We start from the raw sequence: 22,233 nt of genomic DNA on the forward strand, positions 1-22,233 counted from the left end.
GGTCTTGTATTACACATCTTCTTTTTGAATCAGTGCCGGTATGGTTTTTAGAATTATTTTAAAGTCCAGGAAAATAGAATAGTGGTTCGCGTAGTAATTATCAAGCTCCTTACGTTCACTTTCCGACATGTCTTTTTTACCTCTGCGGCTAATCTGCCACAATCCGGTAAGTCCGGCCGGGCCATTAAAGCGTGTAGACCATTTATTGGTGGTCAGCTGTTCTGCCTCATAAAGCGGCAATGGCCGGTTTCCTACCAGCGACATGTCGCCAGTCAGCACATTAATCAGCTGTGGAAGCTCGTCTATGCTGGTTTTCCGTAAAATCTTGCCTACCCGGGTAATCCGGGGGTCGTTAGAAAATTTAACAAAAGCCGACTTTCCGTTTTTATTGCCTTCGTTGGCATATTGATTCAGGTCGGCAAGTTGTTGCACCATCTGGTCAGCATCACTCCGCATCGATCTGAATTTGTAGAAATCAAAAATCCGGTAGCCTGCGCCCACCCTTTTGCTTTTGTAAACCACCGAACCTTTCGATTCCAGCTTAATCAGTATGGCAACCGCCACAAACAAAGGCGAAAGGATCAGTAACGCTATCGACGAAGCCACAATGTCAAATACCCTTTTGCTCACAGGCATCCGGTACGTATCTTTCATTTCCGCTTCCAGTTGAAGGATGTTCGGTTTAACAGACCTGAATTTCACCAGGAAGCCAATTCTCGATACAAAATCTGCAGTAGGAAAAGGATAGATATAGTAATCGTTTACTTTGAGCTCCAATGATCTGCGCCTGTAGGCGGCATTATCTTCAGTTCCGATCAGGATGATAATTAAACGCTTTAGTACCGGGTGATTTCTGATAAGCATTACTTTTTCAAAGCACTTTCCCTCATCATCCACTTCAATCATCATCACATCAGGCAGACTTAAAAAGGTTTGATGGGCGATGTATACATCAAAATCTGCGATAAATTGTAAATGTTTAAAGTGTTCACCAATATATACCGGCATTACACTGGATAGGATGTTTCCTGAATAGACCGCTTTTACATTGGTAATCTGCAGGTCGCTGAAAGTGTTTAACATTAGGCAATTAAACTATTGATCTGGTTCTTCAATAGCGTCGGGTTAAAAGGTTTCTCCATATAGCTGTCAACCTTAAAAGTCATTTCTTTCACTTTCTCCTCCAGGTTTTCCTCTCCCGATAATAACATCACCGGCGTATTGCGGTATAAGCCACTCAGTTTTAAAATCTGGATAAACAAGCTCCCGTCAAAATAAGGCATTCTTAAACTGGAGATAACGAGGTCCGGATCGTTCCCTTCCTCCAGCCAGCTCAACGCGTCAATACCATTGGTTTTTATCGTTAACCGGTATTCCGACGACAAAATAAAATTCAGCAGTTTACCTAAGTTTAAACCACCATCCACAATTAAAATGTGCTTCTTGCTGGCTTTCTTTTTGATGCTGTTGAGTAGGAGTCTTTTCATAAATTTATACTTAAAAGTTGTAGACAAACAGATGCATATTCCACATCATATACTACTTTTCTAAATCTCTGTAAAGGTCTAATTTGAAGCCTGAGCCAACAATAGCCCGATAGGGCTAAACTGGAAAACTATACTTTTTTTTTAATACCACAGCTGGGTTGCCAACCATCACCGAATTATCATCCACATCTTTTGTAATCACCGATCCCGCACCAATAATCACATTGTTGCCAATCCTGATATCCCCTATAATCACTACATTTACACCAATATCCACATTATCGCCAATCACGGGCGAAGCACTGGGAGTACCATGTTCTGTAATTTTACAACTGATATTGGTGAGCTGACGCAGGTTGCAATTGGTGCCGATTACCGTTCTGCTGCCGATAACCGTACCGAAGCCATATTGAATTTTCAGGCCCTTGCCAATCTTGGCACTCGAGTTTATACCTACATTCATTACCCATCCAATGAAGAATTTATAAATCAGCAGGTACCAGAAAAACAGATATCTCAAGACTTTATGCCGGTAAATCAAAGAAGATAACCTGAACAATATCATAATCATTCTCGATTTGAAATTGCCTTTATTATCCTCCCAGTCTTGAAAAATCCCATCCGAGAGTAACTTGCCTCTCAGTTTAATCATCGCTTTTTTTGGTCATATTTTCATTGAAACTATTTCTTACCTGCCTCCATAATTACTTACAGGAAAAGGTTCGATATTTCAACAAAACTATTGTAAAAAACAGCCATTTTCAATAGCCCTTAACTACCAACAAAAAACGACTAAACCGGTGATAATATCGACTTTACGACCCAATTGAGCATCGTTTTGGATCATAAACAAACTATTTTGCAGCTACAAAAACGGGGGTTTCCGTAACGGTGATTTGTATCTTGCCGTTTTGTGTATCCACCACCCTGCTGCTCATTTCAGCTTGTCCGGTTGCCGGGGTGTAAATAACAGCCTGTGTAGCACTGCCTAAATTGAGTTCGTACGTGGCCGTTCTCGCTGTTTGGTCAGGTATAGAAAGGACATACATCTTTTTCCCGTTAAGAGCGTACACATCAACGTTGGGATCATTGCTGAGGCTGCTCTGATAAAAATATTCACCTAAAAGTTTATTGGCTTGGAGAAAGTAGTCGGCCGAAGGTCTTTTACTGCGGTCGGGATTAACAAACCCTGATGAAGTATATTGCGTCCAGCTGTTTACATCCACATTCTCCAGCATATAGAAAATACATTTAGAAATACCACTTCTGGCGTATAAAAGCGCGGTACGAAGGTTCCAGTCGGCCTGGGTTACCTGCGAACTTTTGTTGCCAATGGCTATCGCCCGTTGCGGCGTATGCTCACCAACATCGTAGCCGGTTTCTGTTACCCAAACCGGAATGTTGGCTGCTTTGCTTTTTGATAAGGAAGAAAATTTATCTGCTACAGTTCTAAGGTTTGAAAGTTCGGGCGCTACGCCTCTGGTTGCAGTGGCATAAACTGTAGTTGCATCATTAGCATACAGATGATAATTGATCACATCAAAACAAAGGTCTATCTGCCCGTTCGCTTTCCTCCCCCTGTTGGCAGCGCACCAGTTAATCAATTTTTCTACGTATTCAGGATTTGGATCAGCCAGTCCGCCCATTACAACAATCATATTCGGGTCGGCATTCTTTACGCCAACACCTTTACCCAGACGTCCCTGATCACCATCATAAAATGCCGATAGGTTGGCAGCATATTCCTCTGCAGTCTGTTTTGTCCCCTCGCCTTTCCACCACTTGTCCCTTTCATTATCACACTCTATATAATTTACGGTACCCAAACCAATCTTTTTTGTATTCTTGGGGTCGCCTGTCCAGCGGATGCTTGGATCGATCAGCAACAATGCGGTATCTACATTTTTGTTGGTGCCGTATCTCGCCGCAAGCTGAAAAGCAGCACGGGCTTGTTTGATGTAGCTCAAGGGTTTAGAACGATCCAGACCATATGGGGCGGGTACATTTTCTGCATCCCTCAAGTTTGCCGGGTAAGAATTTAGCAACCACGAGGGGCAGGTTTTTAAATCTACCAGCACATACTTACCCGCGTTTTTCATGGTTTGATAAATGAGGTCGTAATCCCAGCCACCATTGTGTGCGGGGCTATAAGAAAATGCACCTTCAACTGGCTCTATGCGTTCCCAGTCGAGGTAATGTCGCATTCCGCTAAAAGACTTAATGGTTTCAAGTCGCGAAGGGTCAATCTGCTCATGTGCCGATTCCGAGGCCAGGTCCCATTCAAAGGCATTAATACCAAGATATTCCTTAAAGGCAACACCTGAGCCTGATGTCTCGGTCAGAGACAGTGTTTTGTCCGGAGAAAAAGTTTCAGAATCGGTAGCGATAGTTCGCTTACATCCGTTTGAAAATAGCGTAAGTGCTACGCATGAAAATACGATGATTGATGAAGACATTTTAAGCATAACGGGAGGATTTGGTGCAAAGCTACCCAATTCCTCGCCTAATTAACTATATATCAGAAGAATAAATCGAAATCCAGTATAATTACCTGCTTTCTAGTAGTTCTTCCATTGTAATTCTGCAAAAACATAAAAAAGCAGTGCAGATTACACGGCTTTACTCATGATGAAAATGGTTTGCTTCGTATCCAGGTGAAAACTGAATTCAACAATGCCATCTTTTGCTTTTTTAATTACTTTAACCACTTTTCCATGCGATTGATAATCATCAATCACCTCGTCTCCAACTTTTACTTTTTCTAACTTAAATACTGGTGTGCTGTGTGCTAGCTTAATCATGAGATGAGTTTCGTTATATAGGTAAAACAATAGACGTGAAAATTCCGTAATCAGTTCAGGATACTGCCAAACTTGATATCCGAAATGTGAGTGGTTTAGTTGTAATGGTATTGCTTAAATTTATTCAGTGCTTCAATTTTATTCTGAACATGCAAACGCTTGTAGATATTCTTGCAGTGATTTTTAACCGTATTCGGACTGATCAGCAGTAAGTCTGAAATCTCTTTATACAAGAGTCCTTTACTGAGCAGCGATAATACTTCAAGTTCCCGATCGCTTAAACCCAGGTCCTTACTGCGGTCTTTCTGTGGTTTTTGATGTAAAAGGCCGATTACTTTACGTGCAATAAACGGACTCATCGGCGACCCACCCTGGTGCAAGTCTAACAGTGCGTCATGAATTTCTTCAGTCGATGAACCTTTGATGATGTAGCCCGACGCACCAGCCTGTAGTGCACTAAAAATCTTTTCATCATTTTGAAAACCTGTACACATCAAAAACTGGGTATTCCATTGATTTAGCCTGCTTTCCAGGATTACATCGATACCTGACTTATTTTTAAGTTTAATATCAACAATAACAATATCCGGTAAATCTTTCGGTAAAAACTCAATAGCCTCTTCGGCAGATGCATGTACACCTTTAATACGGAAGTTTTTGCTTTCCTGTATGGCGCTCACAAGGCTGTTTCGGTAATAGTCGTGATCTTCGATAATGGAAACTGAAATCATAAATAATTGAGGTTAATGTTTAAATTTTATTACATTCGTACATCAACACAACTTTGATTCTATCCCTTATAACATGTGCAGTCAAGTAGAACCTAAACTACCTGAAAATCAATTATATCGGTGGCCTAAAATTAGCCTAAGAAGGATGACGACAATCCAGGTTTTAAATGGATCGATACAAACGTACACAACATTTAATAAACAACAAGGTTTAGTTATGTCCTTTTATATCAATGGTATACACATATATACAACCTATTTGAAATACTATAAAGCATTACAAAAAAGCATAAAGAATCTATACTTACAGTATATATTTACATTATTCAATCGTATTATTAATACTACTCATTTATCTTATAGTGTCTAATATTTTATCTAACGCAAACTTACCTCTATGATACTTCAGACCAAGATCACGATTTTACACAACCTTAATTTGACTGTGACAGGGCTGATTTTAATTCTCGGTTTTGTCTTCTTTTTTTTCATTTTCAAGTATTATAAAAGTGGCAAGTTCTACGAAAAAATGTTCATCAAGCAGGGAAAAATTATCAGTCAGGAGCGCACAAGAATCAGCAGCGAGATCCATGATGAGATCGGTTCGGGTCTAACGGCAATCAAATTATATACTGAACATGCCAGTAAAACACGTCCAGATGTCAGGGAGATTCAACACATCAAAGTGATGATCGATGAGATTTCCCAAAAGATCAATGAAATCGTCTGGAGCACCAATACGGAGAATGATGAGCTGGACAACCTCGTCTATTTCATTGAAGATCAGACACGTCAACTGTTTAAGCATACAGAAATTCGTTTCCATTCCGAAATAGATCAGAACATTCCCGATCTGCATATCAGCAATCAAAGCAAACGAGAATGTTACCTTTTAATCAAGGAGATAGCGCATAATGCACTGAAGCATGCGAAGGCTACCAGCATTAAACTTTTATTCAATTTTGATAACGAACATATGATCATCAGCTTCCGCGATGACGGTACCGGGTTCGATATCGGAAATAGCAAAGGGAAAGGCATGGGACTTGAAAACATCAGGCTTCGGGCCGAGAGATTAAAAGGAACCATGATCATGGAACAATATAAAGGAACGATGATCAGTGTGAAAATACCGCTCAAACCTAATCTTGCTCCAAAAATGTAAAGCTCAGCCTGAAATACGTAAAGCAAAGATTACAAATACCGGTAAACGAAAAAAGCTCCCATTGCTGGAAGCTTTTTTCTGCCTGAATGTTATCAGCATTCAGGCCTGTCTTTAGATCTATTCCATCCAGAATACATCATCCCGTTGTTAAATTAGCGCTCCTAATTTGACATCCAAATGTACCCTATCTAAAACCGTCTAACGATAGCCCTTTCGTACTAATGGCACAATATTTATGGCTTAGATATGTTTAAGAATCGTCTAAATCACTAATTTCATGTTTTGTAGTATTTATTCTAGTTATTAATCATAAAACAATATCAAAAAAACGAGGTTCTAATAGGCAATGGAAAATAATGATCCCTTCATCCCAACTATAATGGGATTAAACGAAAAAGAGAATTACATACTTGAATTAATAGCAGAAGGACTTACGAGCGAAGAGATTGCAGAAAAGCTAGAAATCACTTCGAGAAATGTCCAGACCTATAAAAAGCACATGCTCAACAAAACTAAAACCCGCAACATGGCTTCCATGGTAGCATTCGGCTTTAAATACGGCCTGCTAAAGTTATAATCTAAAACCAGGAGATGGATGTCATCAAAAGCATCCATCTCACCCCCCAGTTAGCCGCTCCTTTCGGGTGCCTCAATCCTCTCCCTTGCGCATTACACTCCACATCTTATTTGTCCTTCCATACCTTAAATGGTGAACAAACATAGCGCAAACATCTCATTGTTTAAGTCCCTTATCATGCCTTTTGTGCAAACAATTTTTTTCTTAACTTTAACCATCTAACCTAATCATGATGAAAAAATCCTTCTTAATCCTCCTGCTCCTGGCAACCTTTGCCTGCAAAAAGAAATCCGACGATTCCACAACAGCAACCCTTAGCGGTAAATGGTCTACGGGTGGCTACGACATCATCCTCTATAACAGCTCTGGCGCAGTAGTCAGACATTCGGTAGCTGATGCCATTAAATCTTACTGGAACTTTACCGACACCGAAATCCAGTTCTCGAATATTGCCAACAGCCAGACTTCTACCTCAACATACCGCGTAAAACAATCCAGCAAAGGTCGCCAGCTCATTATCGATAATCCAAGCATGACTGGCAATACCAACTGGCGAATCGAGACTGAAACCGCGAATCAGATGCAAATTTCCGCTGAAATTACAGATAAAGCTTCGCTTCGTTACGGCAACAATCAGGTCGCAGCAGTAGGAAAACAATTTATATACCTGTCAAAAGAATAAACAACCCCCTAACCACTAAACCACCATTATGAGCCAAACCACCACATTCACCATTGATAAAAATACCCTAAACGTTAAGCGTGTATTCGAAGCACCTGTTGATACCTTATGGAAAGCCTGGACCACCGCCGAAATCCTCGATCAATGGTGGGGACCAAAACCTTACCGTGCCGAAACCAAATCGCTCGACTTTAGCGAAGGCGGAACCTGGTTTTATGCCATGGTAAGCCCCGAAAATGAAAAGCATTTTAGCAAATCCACTTTTCAGCAAATCGATCCCGAAAAAGCATTCACCGCAAGCGATACCTTCTGCGATGAAAACGGCACGCCTAGCAATCAGTTCCCAGGCTCCCGTTGGAAAGTATCCTTCACACCACAAAATGAACATACCATGATCGACATCAACATCGTTCATGAAAACGAAGCAGACGTAAAGCAAATCTTAGAGATGGGTTTTAAAGAAGGCTTTACGATTGGATTAAATCAGTTGGAAGAATATTTAGAGGGCAATTTGTAGTATCATGAAATACCTTGCGGCCCTCTTACTTTCTGCTACCCTACTTATCTCATCTTGTACTGTAAATAGAAAATATACCATCCAACGATACAAAACCGATCACCCTGCGGTAATCATAACAGGTGCAGTATACGATAAAAAAACAAAGAAGAAAATGCCAGCCGTACGGATCATGTCATTAATGGATTCAATGAAAGTAAATACAGATAATGACGGAAACTATACTTTAAAATCAACAGTAGGAAGCCAAAAGCTCAAGGCAATATGGGTTGGTTACTACGATGTAAACACTAAGAAAATTATGCTGAACAGAGGCGATTCGTTAATGATCGATTTTTATATGAAAGAGGATAACAGGCCGCTGATTGATTAATGATACCATTTATAATGGAACTTAAAAGTGTCAAGTGGTTCAACTCCTACTCCTCCCCCTCATACCAATCCTTAAAATCCTTCACATTCCTTTGTACAACAATCCCCGGATTTTTGGCCATCGGCTCATAAAAATACACAATCAACCTAAGTGAGGTGTGCTCTTCATAATGACTAATTAATTCCCGGTGAACAATATGCCCCTTATTAATTTGAAAATAAAACTCCGGTGGCAACTCCTCAATGGTTTCCCTTAAACTTTTGCCCCAGCCGTCATATTTACCATTAAACAAAATCACGTAATTAGCTTTCCCCTCGCTGAAGAACATCGCTGGTACCGTGGGGCCGGTCAATGGCAGCGGTGGCGGCTTATGGTTGGGTAGCTTTTTTCTCCTTGGCATCTTAATCGCTGCAAAATCTGCAATTACATAATACAGGTTAACGATCAGCAGGAAACAGACCACCATAGGGAAATCATAAACGAAATACCCCTGTGCCCGTGTAGAGGTTTCCAGTAGCAAAAAGTATATTTCAGCAAGGAGTATCGCAGCAACAGTATGTACCAACGGATATATAACACCTTGCCATAGCAATCTCGCCTTAAAATTCTGTCTCCATGATAATTTTTCGTTCACAGAATAAGTTGTGTAATGAATAAACTCACTCAAACATGCGGCAATACAAAAACTCCCAGCTTCAGCAATAAGAAACCTCCGCGGATGAAGGCTGATTTCATGTATACTTTCCCCAAGAACAGTAATACAAGATCCGGTGAGAAAACATAAAAACAGGCGTACCACACGCGAAGGGTAGTAAGATCCTGTACTGATGAAAATCCAGCCGGAAATCCTTTCATATAACGCATTCCAAAAACTAACCATATTAGGAGCAAAAACAATAAACCAGCCAAACGGAAACCCAATTTTCAAAACAGTTAATCAGTTATCCGATTTTTATATATCACTTATCCCTACATCCTTTTAAACATTTGGAAAGGGTCTTTTTCATTATTTATGTTTGTATCTATTAAGATATTACTAAAATTCTAATCACATTTACTATGGAAAAATTTCCACTAAACAACCATGGTTTTGGGGCATTTCAGTCCCAACTTTATCAAAAGTCCGATCAGGAACTCGAAGATGAATACATTTCAATCCACAGCGATTTCCCAGACTGGATGAATTCCAATTTCATCCTGAACCAGCAACAACTGGCGCATCTAAAATCCCTAAAGCCACAGCTCCTTGCTGAACTTTCTTCCCAAACTGCAATTGCAATCCGGGGCCGATTAAAGATTTCTCTCATCAAACCAGAGGTGGTTGAAGTGAAATCCTACGACAGCAAGTTTGTCATTCCCGTAAGCAGAGTTCGCGAACTGGTTAGTGACGATGATACGTATGAATCCGAAGGAGAATTAATTATCGAAATAGGCTACCAAAAATAATCCCCTGTTGTTGTTCGAAGTTCGGGTGTCCATTCGGCTTAAAATCACATCCCATATGAGCGAACTCATCATCAGGAGGTACACAATAATTGTAAAATATGGATAACCTCCAGCCATTCTTTCGTTACCTCTTTCAATTCAAAACCATTCCTAACGACATGGTTGACTTCCTGCGCGCCTCTATACGAATACATCACTATCCAAAAAATCACGAACTCATCAAAATAGGCCAATATCACACCGGTCTCTTCTACATATTATCCGGTTCCGCACGCGTATGTACCATAAGTGATGGCGAAGAAATTGTAGAAAAAACATTTTGGTTCTGGCATCCCAACGAAATCATTATCCCATTCGATATAATGGATCGTGATCACCCCACAACTACTAAAGTTGTATTAAACGAATCATCCACCTTATTGAGCCTGCCTTTGGTACACCTAAACGAATTACACCGGTTGTTTACCGAATACACACCCCTCGCCTCCAGCATATTGCAGCAAGTAATCGTTAACCTTTCCAATCACATCCAAAACCTAAGTCACTTATGTGCCGAAGAACGATATAACCATCTCCTTGCCACACACCCATATCTGCTAAACATTATCCATCTCAAATACATCGCCTCCTTCCTGGGCATGTCACTCAACACCCTCAACCACATCCGCGCCATCCGATAAAAATACCGAAGGCATCCCCCCTTTTTAGCTTTTAATCTTAAATGCTCTCACATTCCTTATATGGTAAAAAAATAATGCCGAAGGCATTCGTTCCCGATTAATCTAAAATGTTCTTAAATGTCTTAGGTGGTAAAAAAATAATGCCGAAGGCATCCCTCCATTGTTTAAACCAACAAAAAGGCAGTCCCAACCACCACATTCCCTTAAAACAACTGCCTTTTGGATTCCCCCAAACAACCCCACCCATCCTACCTTAGTACTAACAAAACCAATGAAAAAAATAACTTACATATTGACCATAACCACCATGCTACAAGCCATGTTTGCCTATGCCGCCATATCGAAATGGATGGACTTTAGCCGCTTTCGTGCTGCCATGCTACTCCAACCAATACCCAATCAGCTGGCACACGCACTCGTTTACATTTTGCCTCCAATTGAAATCGTAATCGTTGCGCTACTGTTCAAACCATTTGTGAAATACGGTTTATGGCTAGCCGCACTCACCATGTTAGCTTTCACACTATATGTGGGTTTTGGAATAGCTGGCATCCTGGGCCACATGCCTTGCAGTTGTGGTGGCATTATAGAAAACATGCCGCTAGGTATGCATTTGGTATTCAATCTGATTTTTTTAACACTTCCGATAGTGGGCATATACATTTATTTAAAAGAAAAAAGAAAGGAGGTACAACAGAAATAGAACACTAACAGGCTCAACAAAACCAGGTTTTGGTTGAGTAGAGAAATGAGGCTATGAAGCAGGTAAGTTGATCTACCCTTCAATAGCAAACTTAAATTTAAATTGTAAGAAAGATGAGAAATTACATCTTTGGCTTAACAGCCATCGTAATCGCATTTGCAGCAAGTGCGTTTACCGTTAACACGAAAGTGTTAACCAGGGCAGAAAATAACAAACTGTCCATTCAAAACTGGTACTTCAATGTCGGCCAACCATTATCCAATGCTAAAAGCGAAGCCAATTACGGTACAACGTCTGTGGCAGAATGTAATGCCGAGAGAGAGGTGCCATGTAGGATTAGCTTTGAAGCTAACGACTACTTGATTCCAACTACGAATACACCATTGCAAAACTATTTGGATGCACATCCAACAGTAAACGATGTGTTGTTGGATGCAAAAGAAGTTCGCAGTGAATAAAGTCAAGCCGAAACCGAGATAGGCTGCCCAATGTTAATTGGTGCAGCCTATTTTATTTAAGGATTTTGAGAAATCCCCGACAATTGAATCACATCTTCAGGAATAGCCAAAGCATAACGTGAATCATTAGGGGGCAAAGTATAAGTGGCCCCTTTCAAAACCCGCATCATCGTTATGCCCATCCCTTCTTTATTCAACCGCTTCAAATCGGTCCAGCGTAAACACCTCATCAATAGCTCTTTTCGGCGCTCAGTAAGCACCAGATCCATTGCCTGTTCCGCTGTTGTAACATTTAAAGGCACATAGGTTCCTGTTTTGTATCGGGTAACCAGTAGCGTATTTAAATCTTTCAAACATTCACTTGTCTTACCATTTCTTGCAAAACATTCTGCCCTGATCAGGTACATTTCATCAACTGCAACGCCGGTAAACAAGCCCGATGTCCCCTCATAACCACCTTTAAAGGCATAACTTTTATCGGTATTAGTTTTAAAAAAAACTATTTTCCTTAAGTCATTGGCACTATACATTGCATAAATGTCCTCCAGAATCCTCGCCCGCGTCGGACTTACCGGCGTAGGTACTGGCGCATAACTTTCTGAAACAACTTCAGTGTTAACGCGTGAAAAAGGATAGGTTGCACTACTATTGATGCTATTATAATTTAATAGTGTGGAGCGCAATTGCAAACAGGAATCTGCATATAATCCCGCATGGTTGTAATCTCTTATACTCAGGTAAACCCTTGCCAGCATTCCGTAAGCGCCTGCTTTTGATGGCCTAAAAGCCGTCGAAGTAACAGATGGTAAATTAATTATCGCCATTTTCAAATCACTGATTACTTGATTGTAACTCTCAGCTACACTCGCTCTTACAGACTGTTCATTGAAATTGCTATTTAAGCGCAGAGGGACACCTAAATCTGTGGCTGCAGTTTGTGCGTCGTATGCCTTTGTCCATAAACTTACTATCTGATAAAATAGTCGTCCCCTATGAAAATATGCCTGTCCTGTAATATTATTCCAGGTACTTTCCTGATCTTGCTTTCCTATCTTGGGTAAATCAGTAAGCACTTCATTAGTGATGTTTACAGCCCGATACATCTCATTCCATTCATTGGAAGACGATTGGAAAATAAAAGTCTTCTCCCATAAATACATTCGCCTGTAATTCTCCAAACTCAATGCCGTCCATACCGCATCAGTCAAATAATAATCTCCGCTGCTCACTTCTCCGGCAGAGGCATCCCGTTCAACCATAAAAGATTGATTATCTAATAGCGCTTGCAAATCCCCCAGCGTGCTTGGCACAGTGTACGATTTCACAGTTTTCTCATCCAGAAACTTCTCGCAGCCGACAAGCGTCAACAGTGCCGCAAAAACAATTGCGATATAGTAAATTTTATTTTTCATCATTATAGCCTTTAAAAATTTGTCCTTAATCCAATCGAATACGTCCTACCTTGTTTAATGGCAGTCATCGCCTGATCTGGATCAATCTGTAAATTGGTTGCCTTCCATAATATGCCCACATTGCTTACATTCAGAAAGCAATGAACATCCTTCATCGGAAGCCAATTCAGCTTTTTCTTTTCCAGGTCATAGCCCAAAGCGATATACTGCAACCGGATGTGGTCGCCTTTCTCCAAATTAATTACCGATCCCGCATAAAAAGCATCTCGTGTTGAGCTGTAGGGATAAGCCGTAGAAGGAACGTCGGTATTAACTTCATCCCCGGCTTTCTGCCATCGGTTTGCATAATCACCACTAACCACCTTTCCACTATACAAAGCCAGGTCACTAATGGTATTTTTCCTAAAGTAATAGCCAAACTTGTACAGCAACCTCAGGGTAAGGCTCAGGCCTTTATAGCTAAAGATATTACCTATCGAACCATATAGCGTGGGTAATGCCGATCCATGATACACCAGATCTTCCAGTGCCGTTCCGCTGCCTGTTAACAGCGCATAGTCTTTACTCACCACTCCTTTAACATAGCCGCGCGGGTCGCCCGTCGCCGGATCAAGCCCCGCCCATCGGTACGAGAAAATGCTATACACTGGCTTACCCACCAAACCCGTAACCGCAACTGTGCTACTGGTCCCTACAAAGGTGCTCCCGCTATAGGCCGTTAAATAATAATCTGTTACCTCATCTTTATAAAAGCTCATATTCAACTGCGTCGTCCACCTGAATGCACCATTTAGGTTTAGGCTGTTCAGTTCCACATCTACCCCTTTACCTTTCATACTGGCTACATTTTTTACAATGCTACTTCCTGCTCCTCCCGTGTAATCCAGTAAATCGGTACCGAATAAATCCACCGCACGTTTTTCAAAATAATCTATGCTCCCGCTCAATCGTTCGCCCTTAACTTTAAAATCAAGCCCCACATTAAATTGCTTCACTTTTTCCCACTTCAGTTCCGGATTGGCAAACTTCGAAATCACTGCAGTCTGCGTATTAGTGTAGGTATTAATATCCGAATACGAAATTTGAGTGTATGCTGATTTGCCTTGATCCGTATTACCACTTACCCCATAAGTGCTGCGTAACTTCAAATAAGGCAAAAAGTCGAGGTGATAAAATGGTTCTCCAGATGCAATCCATCCCAGTCCGGTGCTCCACAAAGGATTCCATTTCTCATTGGTATTCACGCCGTACAGGTTCGAGGCATCACTTCGCGCACTTAATGAAAATAAATAACGTTCTTTAAAGGTATAAGCCGCATTTGCATACATCGATACAAACCTGTTTGTTGTACCCGATATGCCATCCACATTTGGAATGAACTGTGTGCCACCAGTAACAATAGTCGGATAGGCTGTGGAGTAATCCACAATACCAACCCTCCAGGTTTCATCCTGAAAACCATATTTCCGGTATGTTTGACTACTACCTACAATATTACGCCGCTCAGCACCCGCAATAGTAGCAACACTATGATTTTTCCATGTTCTGTTATAGTTGAGCTGACCGCGCACATCTTCACTATTTAACTGGGAATTATTCTCAGTTCTAATACCACCCTTAGGTACTTTGTACACAGCATCATTTCTAGATGGCAGTTGCGTAAACCGGTTCACAATATCCCTGGCCTCGAAGCTGTTCGCATCCTGCAACGCCACGCCATTAATCCACTGGCGTTCAATACGATATTTTAATTCTGCGGTTAAGCCTTTTAAAATTTCATAACGCATTCCGAAATTAGCAGTCACATCCTGATTAAGTAAGGTGTTGGTACTATGTAAATAATCCGTAAGTGGATAGTATTTCCAGTCCAATAAGCGGCCGTTGCCTGCTGTATTCAGATAACTTAAGCTGTACGTTTTAGCAATAGGTAATGCATTACCATCTGCATCGGCCAGTTGCGCGTAAGGATATAAGCCAGAAGTATTCAACACACTGTAGCTGTTATAAGCCGTTTTGCCTGATCGGCTGTTCGAATACGTGTAGTATAAATCTGAATTGAGCTGTAGTCCTTTAACAAGCGTCCAGTTATTCTGGTAACGAAGATTATAGCGATCAAAACGCTCAGTCAAGTTATCGCTATTCCGGTCAAACCCGCCCGAAAACAACCAGGCATAAGCTTTACTTCCACTTTGCAAGCTAAGCGAATATTGCTGGTTTAATAACGGTTCGTAAACACGATTCAATAGCTCATTCCTTACATCAATTCCTTTCCATGCATTCAGCTGTGCCTCCACATCAGCAGTGGTTACCTGTCCATTGCGTTGCTTCAACAACAACTCTACCACTGGCGATAACGCAGGATGTGCAGTAGAGTTAATTTGCGAATCATAATACCCCTTACTGAACACACTCCGCTCAAAATCGATATAATCAGCCGTACTCATTAAGTTCTGATAAAATAAGTCGGACTTATCCCCCAGTGTATAAGCCACATTCAGGTTTACCTGCAAAGGCGTATTTAACTTTCCTTTCCTGGTGGTAATAACAATCACCCCATTGCCCGCCTTTGCACCCCAAATAGAACTTGCAGCGGCATCCTTTAGGAAAGAAATACTTTCGACTTCGTTCGGGTTCAGGTTATCCAGATCTCCCTCATAGGGAAAATTATCTACCACAATCAATGGTCCTCCTATCCCCTGTATCGTACTAATCCCCCTGATGGCAATTCCACCCGTCCTGCCGCTTGTACGCCGGTCAACAGAAATCGAATTACCAACGGCTTCCAGCCTGCTGAGTATGTCTGTACTTTGCTGCTCATTAAACAGCTTACCGTTAATCTGGCTAAAAGAACCCGTAGCCCGCTCCTTTGGTAACTGCTGATAACCTGTAGATACCTGCACATCCTCCAATTGCAAACTAGCTTCCTGCAATTTAATCAGCAAGCCTTCCTTCAGCGGTAACACAACCTTTACCACTTGAGGCTGGTAGCCCATTAGGCTCACCATTAAATCAACCGCTTTTACTTTAAGCTGTAAGCCAAACATTCCTGCTTCATCAGTTTGCAACGCTTGCTGGCTTGCTTTTACCCTAATCAACACCCCAACTAAAGGCTTCCCATTAGCCGAAACCACCTTACCTGTTAATAGTCCTTGCGCCATTCCCTTTAATCCAAAGAGGCTAAGCATCATCATCAATAATATCAGCCGCATATTATTCCCCCTCCTGTCTGGCAACCGTCATAACCTCCAACTCGCGTTCCGCCGGTTCCAGCGAAAACCCAATTTCACGGAGTTGCTTTTGCAAATCCTGAACCCGGGAACTGGTTAAATCAAAGTCGATCTTACCTTTCCATCCAGTTTCATCTACTATAATCGGCAAACCATTGTTTTCTTCATTCAAATAGGCAGTTAGATAGAATAATCGCGCATTCCTCAATTTTTTTTCATTCACTTGCGCTAAAGTATTCACCATTGCTCCATCGGCTTTGAGCGTCGGGCTTTCCCCTTTTAGCTTTGTCATCACCAAACACGGCATTAATCGCTTTTCTACCCTCACTGAATACCCACACTGGTCATTGAGTAACTGGAGCATTTTCTTAGACAGTAGCATGGTATCCCGCTTACTCATCGTAATGCTCATGGTATACTCATGACTATGAAACCAGGATTTCCTGGCTTCACCTTTTAGTTTACCGTAAAAGAGATCCAATGAGTCAGCGCTACTGATCATAACCCGTTTGCCACTATAATCTTTGATTTGCCTGCGTGCAATACTTTGCATAATAAATACCAATGGTTGATTAGACCATGTAATACCGTATGTCCCAGGCAAATCGATTTCCCTGTTTGATGCTCCAACACCTTCTAAATGTCCTTTCAACCATATTGAGTAGTAAAGTAAGCGGTTAACAGGCAAGGCTTCTGATGCGTATAATGGCTTACTCAAATCCTGATCAATTTTCATTTCAGCCTTTATTTTGTCGCCTGCTATAAAACTAGCAATACTGCTATCGTTTACTTCATCTCCATTAGTGAACCCTGTAACAATCCCTTTAGCATCTATCCATACTTCATGCGGAATATAAACATGTTTAAAAAGTTTGTTTAGGTATTTGTCACCAACTACAGTTGGAAAGCCGAGTGGCGCTTGCTTCATAAAAAAGGCATCAATCTTTTCCTTTTCAACCTGTTCAATTCCTATTATGCGCAAATCATTTGCAAATCTTACTTGCAATTGCGCCAGTTTAGGAAATGCCTTGATGCAGGGAGAACAGTGTGTTGACCAAAAATCTAGTATAATCGCCTTTCCCTTATATACCGCCAACGTTTGTTCACTGGTCACACTGCCATTGCGCACCTGCAACTTTTCTGTCCAGAAACGCTCCGGTACTTTATCGCCAATCTTCAACGGAACTACCTCCTGTGCGCTTAGGCTAAAATTTAGACAAAGCACAGCCATCACGATGGTTATCGTTATTTTTTTAATCATAAAAGTTTAGTTTATTATTTGTTTAGTTAGTTATCATTCGATCATTACCCTTTTCAAAAATGGGCTCCGCCCTCCCCTCACCATTATTAACCTTAACGTGTATGAAAAAACCGAGTCGGTACAGAGCCCTATATCATTCTAGACCGGGTCTTTAGGTTTCAAGGCAAATAAATAATCAAAGGGACAAAAAATGGGATGAATAACATAATGGGGATGTTTTGGGAGAAAGTTGAACGTAGGATTAGGCATTGCTCTGGAATGGAGCAACGGAAAATTGTTTGCCTTGTTTACCCTTTGGTTCATACTCGTATGGCTATACGAGTCTAGGTTGGATGAGTGCCTATAGTAGGCTCTAAACACCATCTACCGGGCTTCTCACGGCCATGCCAACGGATTTACAATAGAGCCTATAGGTCTATAGTGCATGTAAAAGTATGCAAAATATCGCTACAGGCATAAATCTATTGTCTCGTTGGCTGGAATTTGTGAGAATTTGGTAGCCGAGACTCTTTAAAATACCTGATTATAATAAACGAATATAAAAAAAACCTATTGGTAAACAAATTTGTTGACCATCTTTTTTATTATTTATTGAGTTTGCCTTAATGAAAGACGATGTGAAGCTATTTAGAAAACAGTTGGGGAAGAGAATTTTACAACTACGTAACGCAAAAGGTCTTGAACAAACCGAACTCGCCGCAATATTGGATGGTAAAGACAAACAGTTCATCAACAGATACGAAAATCAGGGCGCTAACCCTACGGCATATATTTTGGTGAGATTGGCCAAAGCTCTAAATGTTGGAGTAGAAGAAATGCTCGATTTTTCGAAAATCGAGCATGATAAATGAGAATATCTGCGAACATTGTAAATCCTGATTTGTAGACAAAACTAAATATCGATCTATAAAGCATTAAAAAAACATATCAGCATTCTGACTTTATAAACCTCAGGAGACTAATTGTTTTAATAAATGTCTTGAATCTGTTTATTTCTCAGCTTTATCCAACTCCCCGACTATCTCCCTAAAACTGGCCAAGCCAGCTTCGATATTATCAATAATCTCTAACGCCAAAACATCCGGATCAGGCAGATTATCCAGATCAGTCAAACTTTGATCTTTAACCCAAAAGATGTCAAGACTGGTCTTGTCCCTGGCTATAATCTCATCATAACTATATTTTCTCCAGCGACCATCGGGATTTTGTTCACTCCAGGTTTCTTTACGTTTTTTGATGTTTGAAGAATTATAGCATTTCACAAAATCAGATAAATCAGCTTCTGATAATGGCTTCTTTTTCAAAGTATGATGAACATTGGTTCGATAATCATAAAACCAAACTTCTTTTGTCCATGCATCTTTACTGGCAGTTTTGTTATTAAAGAACAATACATTTGCCTTTACACCATTGGCATAGAATATACCAGTTGGCAAACGCAAAATAGTATGCAGTTCCGTAGTTTTCAGGAGTTGCTTTCTGATCTCCTCTCCCGCTCCGCCTTCAAATAAAACATTATCTGGTAAAACAACTGCTGCCTCACCATCAATCTTCATTAACGATTTAATATGCTGTAAAAAGTTAAGCTGTTTGTTACTGGTGGTTTCCCAAAAATCCTGGCGGTTGTAGCTGATATCTTCTTTTTCTATATCGCCATCTTCGTTGGTAACCGTCATTCCGCTTTTTTTACCGAATGGTGGATTGGCCAGAATATAATCATAAGTCTTGCTTTCGGCGGCAATCAGTGCGTCGTTTGATTTCACCAATGGTTCTGCATCTATTTCTCCAATACCGTGCAGGTAAAGATTCATCAAACACATTCTCCTTGTGCTGGCTACAATTTCATTACCGTGAAAAGTGCTGTTCTTCAAGAACATCTTTTCATCTTTATCCAATTTATTGTTTGCTGTTAACCAATCGTAAGCGGCCAGAAAGAAACCGCCAGAACCACAAGCCGGGTCAATTACCGTTTTCATTGGTTTAGGTTGCACGCAGGCTACCATTGTTCTGATCAAAGCACGAGGTGTAAAATATTGTCCTGCTCCCGATTTGGTATCTTCTGCATTTTTTTCCAGTAAGCCTTCATAAATGGTTCCCTTCACATCCGCACCCATCAAACTCCAATCCTCTTTGCCAATAAGCGTGATTATACGTTGCAAGTTTGCAGGGTCTTGTATTTTGTTTTGGCTCTTTACATAGATTTGTCCCAACATCCCTTTCTCTGTGCCTAAAGACCGTAATGCTTGTATGTAAAACGATTCCAATTCTGCACCGTTTTTTGAAGTTAAATTCTCCCACGAACATACTTCCGCACCTTCTACTTCTTTACCTTCAACATCTTTCAGCCTTGGCAATTTAAGGTTTCGGTTGTAAGGTGGTTTATTTAACTCATCAACCATTTTAAGGAATAGCAAATAGGTAATCTGTTCCAAATAATCTCCGTAGCCTACTCCGTCATGGCGCATTACATTCGCCAAATTCCATATTTTTGATACTATTGCTGCTTCCGTCATTTTACTTTTTATTTTTTCAATCTTTAGATTGAAAATTTTAATGTTTAATTTTAGATTGACTTTATTATTTCTTTGTGCATCAATCTCGTTTTTTAGCGCATCACTACTTACCTTTTAGCGCATCAATGTTTTTTCTTAGCGCATCACTAACATCATAAACCCGATACTTATCAGAGCCTGATAATTTTAGTAATTGTAAAGTATTTAACAGTAATAAATCTCTCTGTATAGTAGCTCGGGAACTATTAAAATGATCTACGAGGGTCTTTAGAGCAACAGCTTCATTAACATAAAGCAGGTTAACAATAACACAAAGTCTAACTTTTACTGCATCACTTACTGCATCACCTACTGCATCACTTACAATAACATCTACTGCATCACGTACTGTATCATCGAATCCAACAGTGAGTTGATGATGCTCATTAGTCTTTACCGTACTTCCTTGTGGAGCATAAAAAGCAAGTGTTACTTCATTGGTCTTTGTTGTCCATTTAGGTTCTTTCATTCCTGCTTTTTTACAATCTTCCATAATTTTGATGGTACCCCTACCCAATTTATCTATATAACCCATCAGAAAGATAATATGTGCAATATCCGGATTAGCAGGAAATGAGCGATGGTTTGTTTTGAGGTCTGCTACTTTTAACTCACGAGGTAAATGTCCGCTATTAGCAATAATAAAAGCATTGGAATCAACCGAGATGGTCAAATGACTATTAAAATGACTATAATCCCGATGGATAAGTGCATTGATAATGCCCTCTTGAAGTGCCTTCTCAGGATATTTAAAATCGATTCGACGCCATTCTGATTCAGCAAAAACACTACGGGTACCCATGTAATCCACATAGTTCTCCAACTGGTCTCTTAACTTAAATAAATTACCCTCAAAAACATCATCACGCAATAAAGCCTTATCTGTTTTGCCTTCGGCATATTCTGTTATTCTCACCCGTGTTTGCGGGAAATATTTTACAGGGTTTAAAGCAAACAGAATAACGCAGGCATTGGTAAATGAACCGTTATTAAACAAACCATAGTGATTTAGAAATTCAAGTGCTTCCTCTCCTTTATAAGTACTCCTTCCATTACTTTGAGCTTTGCGCATCACATTCAGAATTAAACTTTCATCCAAATCTTCCCAATCTACACCAAAGGTTACCTGCCGCTCCCAATGTAGTTCATTTTTTCTACGCTCCAGCAACAACTTGGCTATATCAGAAGCACTCGCTGCTACCGTTTCCGTATTTTTTCTGAAGTAAATAATACCATTACAGATATAAGGTTGCTTGCTACCCTCCAAAACTTTAAATATCAGTACCGTTTTATCATCAATGCTTTCCTCTATTATTTCTATCGGGCTTTCTGGGGTAATTTTTTGGCTCAATTGATGGCGTAGCTCATCAATGATATAATCTGTATCAATACCAGTAATGTACTTATCGGGTGCTACGCCTAACAATAAATTTCCGCCTTTATGATTAAGAAACCCTGAAAGAACAACGGCAATTCTATCTAAATCCAAAGAAACTAAAAACGCAAGCATTTCATTTTCTCCTTTGTTGATTAAATGAAGTAATTTCTTATTTTCCATTTTTGAGTGCTTTTAAATCGTTGCTAAATCGTTCAACATCTTCAAATTGTGTACGAACAAAATCTGCACCATCCACTTCGTATTTAGTAAACTCCTGCGCCCAGATTCTTTTATCTAATGGCTTGCCATCACCTACAGCCAAGTTGTACATGTCTATTACATTTAAGCTGTCCAAAACGGTTGTCTTTTTATCTAATTTAAAGCTAGTTCTATCGCCATTACCATCGTACATAAACTGCTTTAACAAAGTGCGTAAAAAAGGAATATGTGCGTGTGCCAGAAAACCACGTGGTTTGTTTAGTGCTACTGCCCTTTCAAACTCTTTATGCGTAATACCGGAACCGTAATATGGAAATATAATACCTAAAAAGAAATCACATTCTTCAACCGCTGCCAAACATGACTCTTCCGGCGATTTTCCCGGAATATTATAAATCGTTCCTTTATGTGAACATAATACTTTGTATCCGTAACCAGTTAAAATAGCATATAAACTTTCTATATTATGCTGATTACCGTACACCGTAGATGACAACATGATTTTTATAGGTGCTTCTGCTGGCATAGGCGTAGGCCTTTAATTTGTTATTGTTTTTATATTTC

Annotated in this window: 23 protein-coding genes; 10 read left to right on the plus strand and 13 right to left on the minus strand. The window is 40.3% G+C overall.

What is annotated here, in order from left to right; translation table 11 throughout:
- Window positions 1-9 precede the first annotated feature (9 nt).
- The 6 genes from AB669_RS03555 to AB669_RS03580 all read right to left on the minus strand — a co-directional run bounded on the left by AB669_RS03555 (window position 10) and on the right by AB669_RS03580 (window position 5,019).
- Entirely contained in the window at window positions 10-1,083 is a 1,074-nt protein-coding gene (locus tag AB669_RS03555) for a sugar transferase (protein WP_047797925.1), read from the minus strand.
- Window positions 1,083-1,487 (minus strand): PleD family two-component system response regulator, encoded by a 405-nt coding sequence (locus AB669_RS03560; RefSeq protein WP_047797926.1) that lies wholly within the window; start codon window positions 1,485-1,487, stop codon window positions 1,083-1,085. Before AB669_RS03560 ends, AB669_RS03555 begins: the two co-directional genes overlap by 1 nt.
- 115 nt (window positions 1,488-1,602) lie before the next feature.
- Window positions 1,603-2,139, minus strand: a complete 537-nt coding sequence (locus AB669_RS03565; protein WP_047797927.1) for a serine O-acetyltransferase — start codon at window positions 2,137-2,139, stop codon at window positions 1,603-1,605.
- Between the two features lie 202 nt (window positions 2,140-2,341).
- Window positions 2,342-3,943 carry a hypothetical protein gene (locus tag AB669_RS03570; RefSeq protein ID WP_197082326.1) on the minus strand — a complete coding sequence of 534 codons (1,602 nt, stop codon included), beginning with the start codon at window positions 3,941-3,943 and terminating at the stop codon, window positions 2,342-2,344.
- A 153-nt stretch (window positions 3,944-4,096) separates the two neighbouring features.
- Complete coding sequence (locus AB669_RS03575; RefSeq protein ID WP_047797928.1) at window positions 4,097-4,288, minus strand: hypothetical protein; 192 nt, start codon at window positions 4,286-4,288, stop codon at window positions 4,097-4,099.
- Window positions 4,289-4,383: 95 nt separating this feature from the next.
- Window positions 4,384-5,019, minus strand: coding sequence for a response regulator transcription factor (locus tag AB669_RS03580; protein WP_047797929.1), 636 nt, complete (start codon window positions 5,017-5,019; stop codon window positions 4,384-4,386).
- 397 nt (window positions 5,020-5,416) lie between these two features.
- Between AB669_RS03580 and AB669_RS03585 the strand changes: the two genes are divergently transcribed.
- The 5 genes from AB669_RS03585 (at window position 5,417) to AB669_RS03605 (ending at window position 8,333) form a co-directional block, all read left to right on the plus strand.
- A complete protein-coding gene (locus AB669_RS03585) occupies window positions 5,417-6,184 on the plus strand; it encodes a sensor histidine kinase (RefSeq protein WP_047797930.1) in 768 nt (255 codons plus the stop codon).
- A gap of 379 nt (window positions 6,185-6,563) precedes the next feature.
- Window positions 6,564-6,761 carry a helix-turn-helix transcriptional regulator gene (locus tag AB669_RS03590; RefSeq protein ID WP_047798065.1) on the plus strand — a complete coding sequence of 66 codons (198 nt, stop codon included), beginning with the start codon at window positions 6,564-6,566 and terminating at the stop codon, window positions 6,759-6,761.
- 229 nt (window positions 6,762-6,990) lie between these two features.
- The gene (locus AB669_RS03595) at window positions 6,991-7,443 is read left to right on the plus strand and encodes a hypothetical protein (protein ID WP_047797931.1); all 453 of its coding nucleotides are present in this window, start codon (window positions 6,991-6,993) and stop codon (window positions 7,441-7,443) included.
- A gap of 28 nt (window positions 7,444-7,471) precedes the next feature.
- Window positions 7,472-7,960 carry an SRPBCC domain-containing protein gene (locus AB669_RS03600; RefSeq protein WP_047797932.1) on the plus strand — a complete coding sequence of 163 codons (489 nt, stop codon included), beginning with the start codon at window positions 7,472-7,474 and terminating at the stop codon, window positions 7,958-7,960.
- A gap of 4 nt (window positions 7,961-7,964) precedes the next feature.
- A complete protein-coding gene (locus AB669_RS03605; protein ID WP_047797933.1) occupies window positions 7,965-8,333 on the plus strand; it encodes a carboxypeptidase-like regulatory domain-containing protein in 369 nt (122 codons plus the stop codon).
- A 46-nt stretch (window positions 8,334-8,379) separates the two neighbouring features.
- Here the strand turns inward: AB669_RS03605 and AB669_RS03610 are convergent, their stop codons facing one another.
- Window positions 8,380-9,261 carry a hypothetical protein gene (locus AB669_RS03610; RefSeq protein ID WP_156166645.1) on the minus strand — a complete coding sequence of 294 codons (882 nt, stop codon included), beginning with the start codon at window positions 9,259-9,261 and terminating at the stop codon, window positions 8,380-8,382.
- 131 nt (window positions 9,262-9,392) lie between these two features.
- On the opposite strand from AB669_RS03610, the gene AB669_RS03620 reads away from it, so the two are divergent.
- The 4 genes from AB669_RS03620 (at window position 9,393) to AB669_RS03635 (ending at window position 11,620) form a co-directional block, all read left to right on the plus strand.
- Window positions 9,393-9,779 carry a hypothetical protein gene (locus AB669_RS03620; RefSeq protein WP_047797936.1) on the plus strand — a complete coding sequence of 129 codons (387 nt, stop codon included), beginning with the start codon at window positions 9,393-9,395 and terminating at the stop codon, window positions 9,777-9,779.
- A gap of 98 nt (window positions 9,780-9,877) precedes the next feature.
- Entirely contained in the window at window positions 9,878-10,459 is a 582-nt protein-coding gene (locus tag AB669_RS21385) for a Crp/Fnr family transcriptional regulator (RefSeq protein ID WP_053058233.1), read from the plus strand.
- A gap of 271 nt (window positions 10,460-10,730) precedes the next feature.
- Complete coding sequence (locus tag AB669_RS03630; protein WP_156166646.1) at window positions 10,731-11,162, plus strand: MauE/DoxX family redox-associated membrane protein; 432 nt, start codon at window positions 10,731-10,733, stop codon at window positions 11,160-11,162.
- A 113-nt stretch (window positions 11,163-11,275) separates the two neighbouring features.
- The gene (locus AB669_RS03635) at window positions 11,276-11,620 is read left to right on the plus strand and encodes a hypothetical protein (RefSeq protein WP_047797937.1); all 345 of its coding nucleotides are present in this window, start codon (window positions 11,276-11,278) and stop codon (window positions 11,618-11,620) included.
- 56 nt (window positions 11,621-11,676) lie between these two features.
- On the opposite strand, the gene AB669_RS03640 is transcribed toward AB669_RS03635, so the two are convergent.
- Genes AB669_RS03640 through AB669_RS03650 form a run of 3 tightly spaced genes read right to left on the minus strand, consistent with a single transcriptional unit; the run spans window position 11,677 to window position 17,520 of the window.
- On the minus strand, window positions 11,677-13,035 hold the full coding sequence (locus AB669_RS03640; RefSeq protein ID WP_082120573.1) for a RagB/SusD family nutrient uptake outer membrane protein: 1,359 nt from the start codon (window positions 13,033-13,035) through the stop codon (window positions 11,677-11,679).
- An 8-nt stretch (window positions 13,036-13,043) separates the two neighbouring features.
- Entirely contained in the window at window positions 13,044-16,241 is a 3,198-nt protein-coding gene (locus AB669_RS03645) for a SusC/RagA family TonB-linked outer membrane protein (protein WP_047797939.1), read from the minus strand.
- A 1-nt stretch (window position 16,242) separates the two neighbouring features.
- Complete coding sequence (locus tag AB669_RS03650) at window positions 16,243-17,520, minus strand: redoxin domain-containing protein (protein WP_082120574.1); 1,278 nt, start codon at window positions 17,518-17,520, stop codon at window positions 16,243-16,245.
- 605 nt (window positions 17,521-18,125) lie between these two features.
- Between AB669_RS03650 and AB669_RS03655 the strand changes: the two genes are divergently transcribed.
- Window positions 18,126-18,371 carry a helix-turn-helix domain-containing protein gene (locus tag AB669_RS03655; protein ID WP_047797941.1) on the plus strand — a complete coding sequence of 82 codons (246 nt, stop codon included), beginning with the start codon at window positions 18,126-18,128 and terminating at the stop codon, window positions 18,369-18,371.
- Between the two features lie 138 nt (window positions 18,372-18,509).
- On the opposite strand, the gene AB669_RS03660 is transcribed toward AB669_RS03655, so the two are convergent.
- The 3 genes from AB669_RS03660 to AB669_RS03670 all read right to left on the minus strand — a co-directional run bounded on the left by AB669_RS03660 (window position 18,510) and on the right by AB669_RS03670 (window position 22,195).
- Window positions 18,510-20,033 carry a class I SAM-dependent DNA methyltransferase gene (locus AB669_RS03660; RefSeq protein WP_047797942.1) on the minus strand — a complete coding sequence of 508 codons (1,524 nt, stop codon included), beginning with the start codon at window positions 20,031-20,033 and terminating at the stop codon, window positions 18,510-18,512.
- A 103-nt stretch (window positions 20,034-20,136) separates the two neighbouring features.
- Window positions 20,137-21,630: an RNA-binding domain-containing protein gene (locus AB669_RS03665; protein WP_053058235.1), complete on the minus strand. Its 1,494-nt coding sequence runs from the start codon at window positions 21,628-21,630 to the stop codon at window positions 20,137-20,139.
- Window positions 21,620-22,195, minus strand: coding sequence for a DUF4062 domain-containing protein (locus tag AB669_RS03670; protein WP_047797943.1), 576 nt, complete (start codon window positions 22,193-22,195; stop codon window positions 21,620-21,622). The genes AB669_RS03665 and AB669_RS03670 overlap by 11 nt, the downstream gene beginning before the upstream one ends.
- Between the last annotated feature and the right edge of the window lie 38 nt (window positions 22,196-22,233).

The sequence above is a fragment of the Pedobacter sp. BMA genome (assembly GCF_001027745.1).
In the GTDB taxonomy this organism is placed as follows: Bacteria; Bacteroidota; Bacteroidia; order Sphingobacteriales; family Sphingobacteriaceae; genus Pedobacter.

Coding starts and splice junctions, on each gene's coding strand:
- AB669_RS03635 (WP_047797937.1), top strand. CDS start 11,276: ATGAGAAATTACATCTTTGGCTTAACAGCCATCGTAATCGCATTTGCA.
- AB669_RS03565 (WP_047797927.1), bottom strand. CDS start 2,139: ATGATTAAACTGAGAGGCAAGTTACTCTCGGATGGGATTTTTCAAGAC.
- AB669_RS03600 (WP_047797932.1), top strand. CDS start 7,472: ATGAGCCAAACCACCACATTCACCATTGATAAAAATACCCTAAACGTT.
- AB669_RS03670 (WP_047797943.1), bottom strand. CDS start 22,195: ATGCCAGCAGAAGCACCTATAAAAATCATGTTGTCATCTACGGTGTAC.
- AB669_RS03620 (WP_047797936.1), top strand. CDS start 9,393: ATGGAAAAATTTCCACTAAACAACCATGGTTTTGGGGCATTTCAGTCC.
- AB669_RS03585 (WP_047797930.1), top strand. CDS start 5,417: ATGATACTTCAGACCAAGATCACGATTTTACACAACCTTAATTTGACT.
- AB669_RS03575 (WP_047797928.1), bottom strand. CDS start 4,288: ATGATTAAGCTAGCACACAGCACACCAGTATTTAAGTTAGAAAAAGTA.
- AB669_RS03640 (WP_082120573.1), bottom strand. CDS start 13,035: ATGATGAAAAATAAAATTTACTATATCGCAATTGTTTTTGCGGCACTG.
- AB669_RS03645 (WP_047797939.1), bottom strand. CDS start 16,241: ATGCGGCTGATATTATTGATGATGATGCTTAGCCTCTTTGGATTAAAG.
- AB669_RS03660 (WP_047797942.1), bottom strand. CDS start 20,033: ATGACGGAAGCAGCAATAGTATCAAAAATATGGAATTTGGCGAATGTA.
- AB669_RS03655 (WP_047797941.1), top strand. CDS start 18,126: ATGAAAGACGATGTGAAGCTATTTAGAAAACAGTTGGGGAAGAGAATT.
- AB669_RS03650 (WP_082120574.1), bottom strand. CDS start 17,520: ATGATTAAAAAAATAACGATAACCATCGTGATGGCTGTGCTTTGTCTA.
- AB669_RS03595 (WP_047797931.1), top strand. CDS start 6,991: ATGATGAAAAAATCCTTCTTAATCCTCCTGCTCCTGGCAACCTTTGCC.
- AB669_RS03590 (WP_047798065.1), top strand. CDS start 6,564: ATGGGATTAAACGAAAAAGAGAATTACATACTTGAATTAATAGCAGAA.
- AB669_RS03555 (WP_047797925.1), bottom strand. CDS start 1,083: ATGTTAAACACTTTCAGCGACCTGCAGATTACCAATGTAAAAGCGGTC.
- AB669_RS03665 (WP_053058235.1), bottom strand. CDS start 21,630: ATGGAAAATAAGAAATTACTTCATTTAATCAACAAAGGAGAAAATGAA.
- AB669_RS21385 (WP_053058233.1), top strand. CDS start 9,878: ATGGATAACCTCCAGCCATTCTTTCGTTACCTCTTTCAATTCAAAACC.
- AB669_RS03605 (WP_047797933.1), top strand. CDS start 7,965: ATGAAATACCTTGCGGCCCTCTTACTTTCTGCTACCCTACTTATCTCA.
- AB669_RS03580 (WP_047797929.1), bottom strand. CDS start 5,019: ATGATTTCAGTTTCCATTATCGAAGATCACGACTATTACCGAAACAGC.
- AB669_RS03560 (WP_047797926.1), bottom strand. CDS start 1,487: ATGAAAAGACTCCTACTCAACAGCATCAAAAAGAAAGCCAGCAAGAAG.
- AB669_RS03630 (WP_156166646.1), top strand. CDS start 10,731: ATGAAAAAAATAACTTACATATTGACCATAACCACCATGCTACAAGCC.
- AB669_RS03570 (WP_197082326.1), bottom strand. CDS start 3,943: ATGTCTTCATCAATCATCGTATTTTCATGCGTAGCACTTACGCTATTT.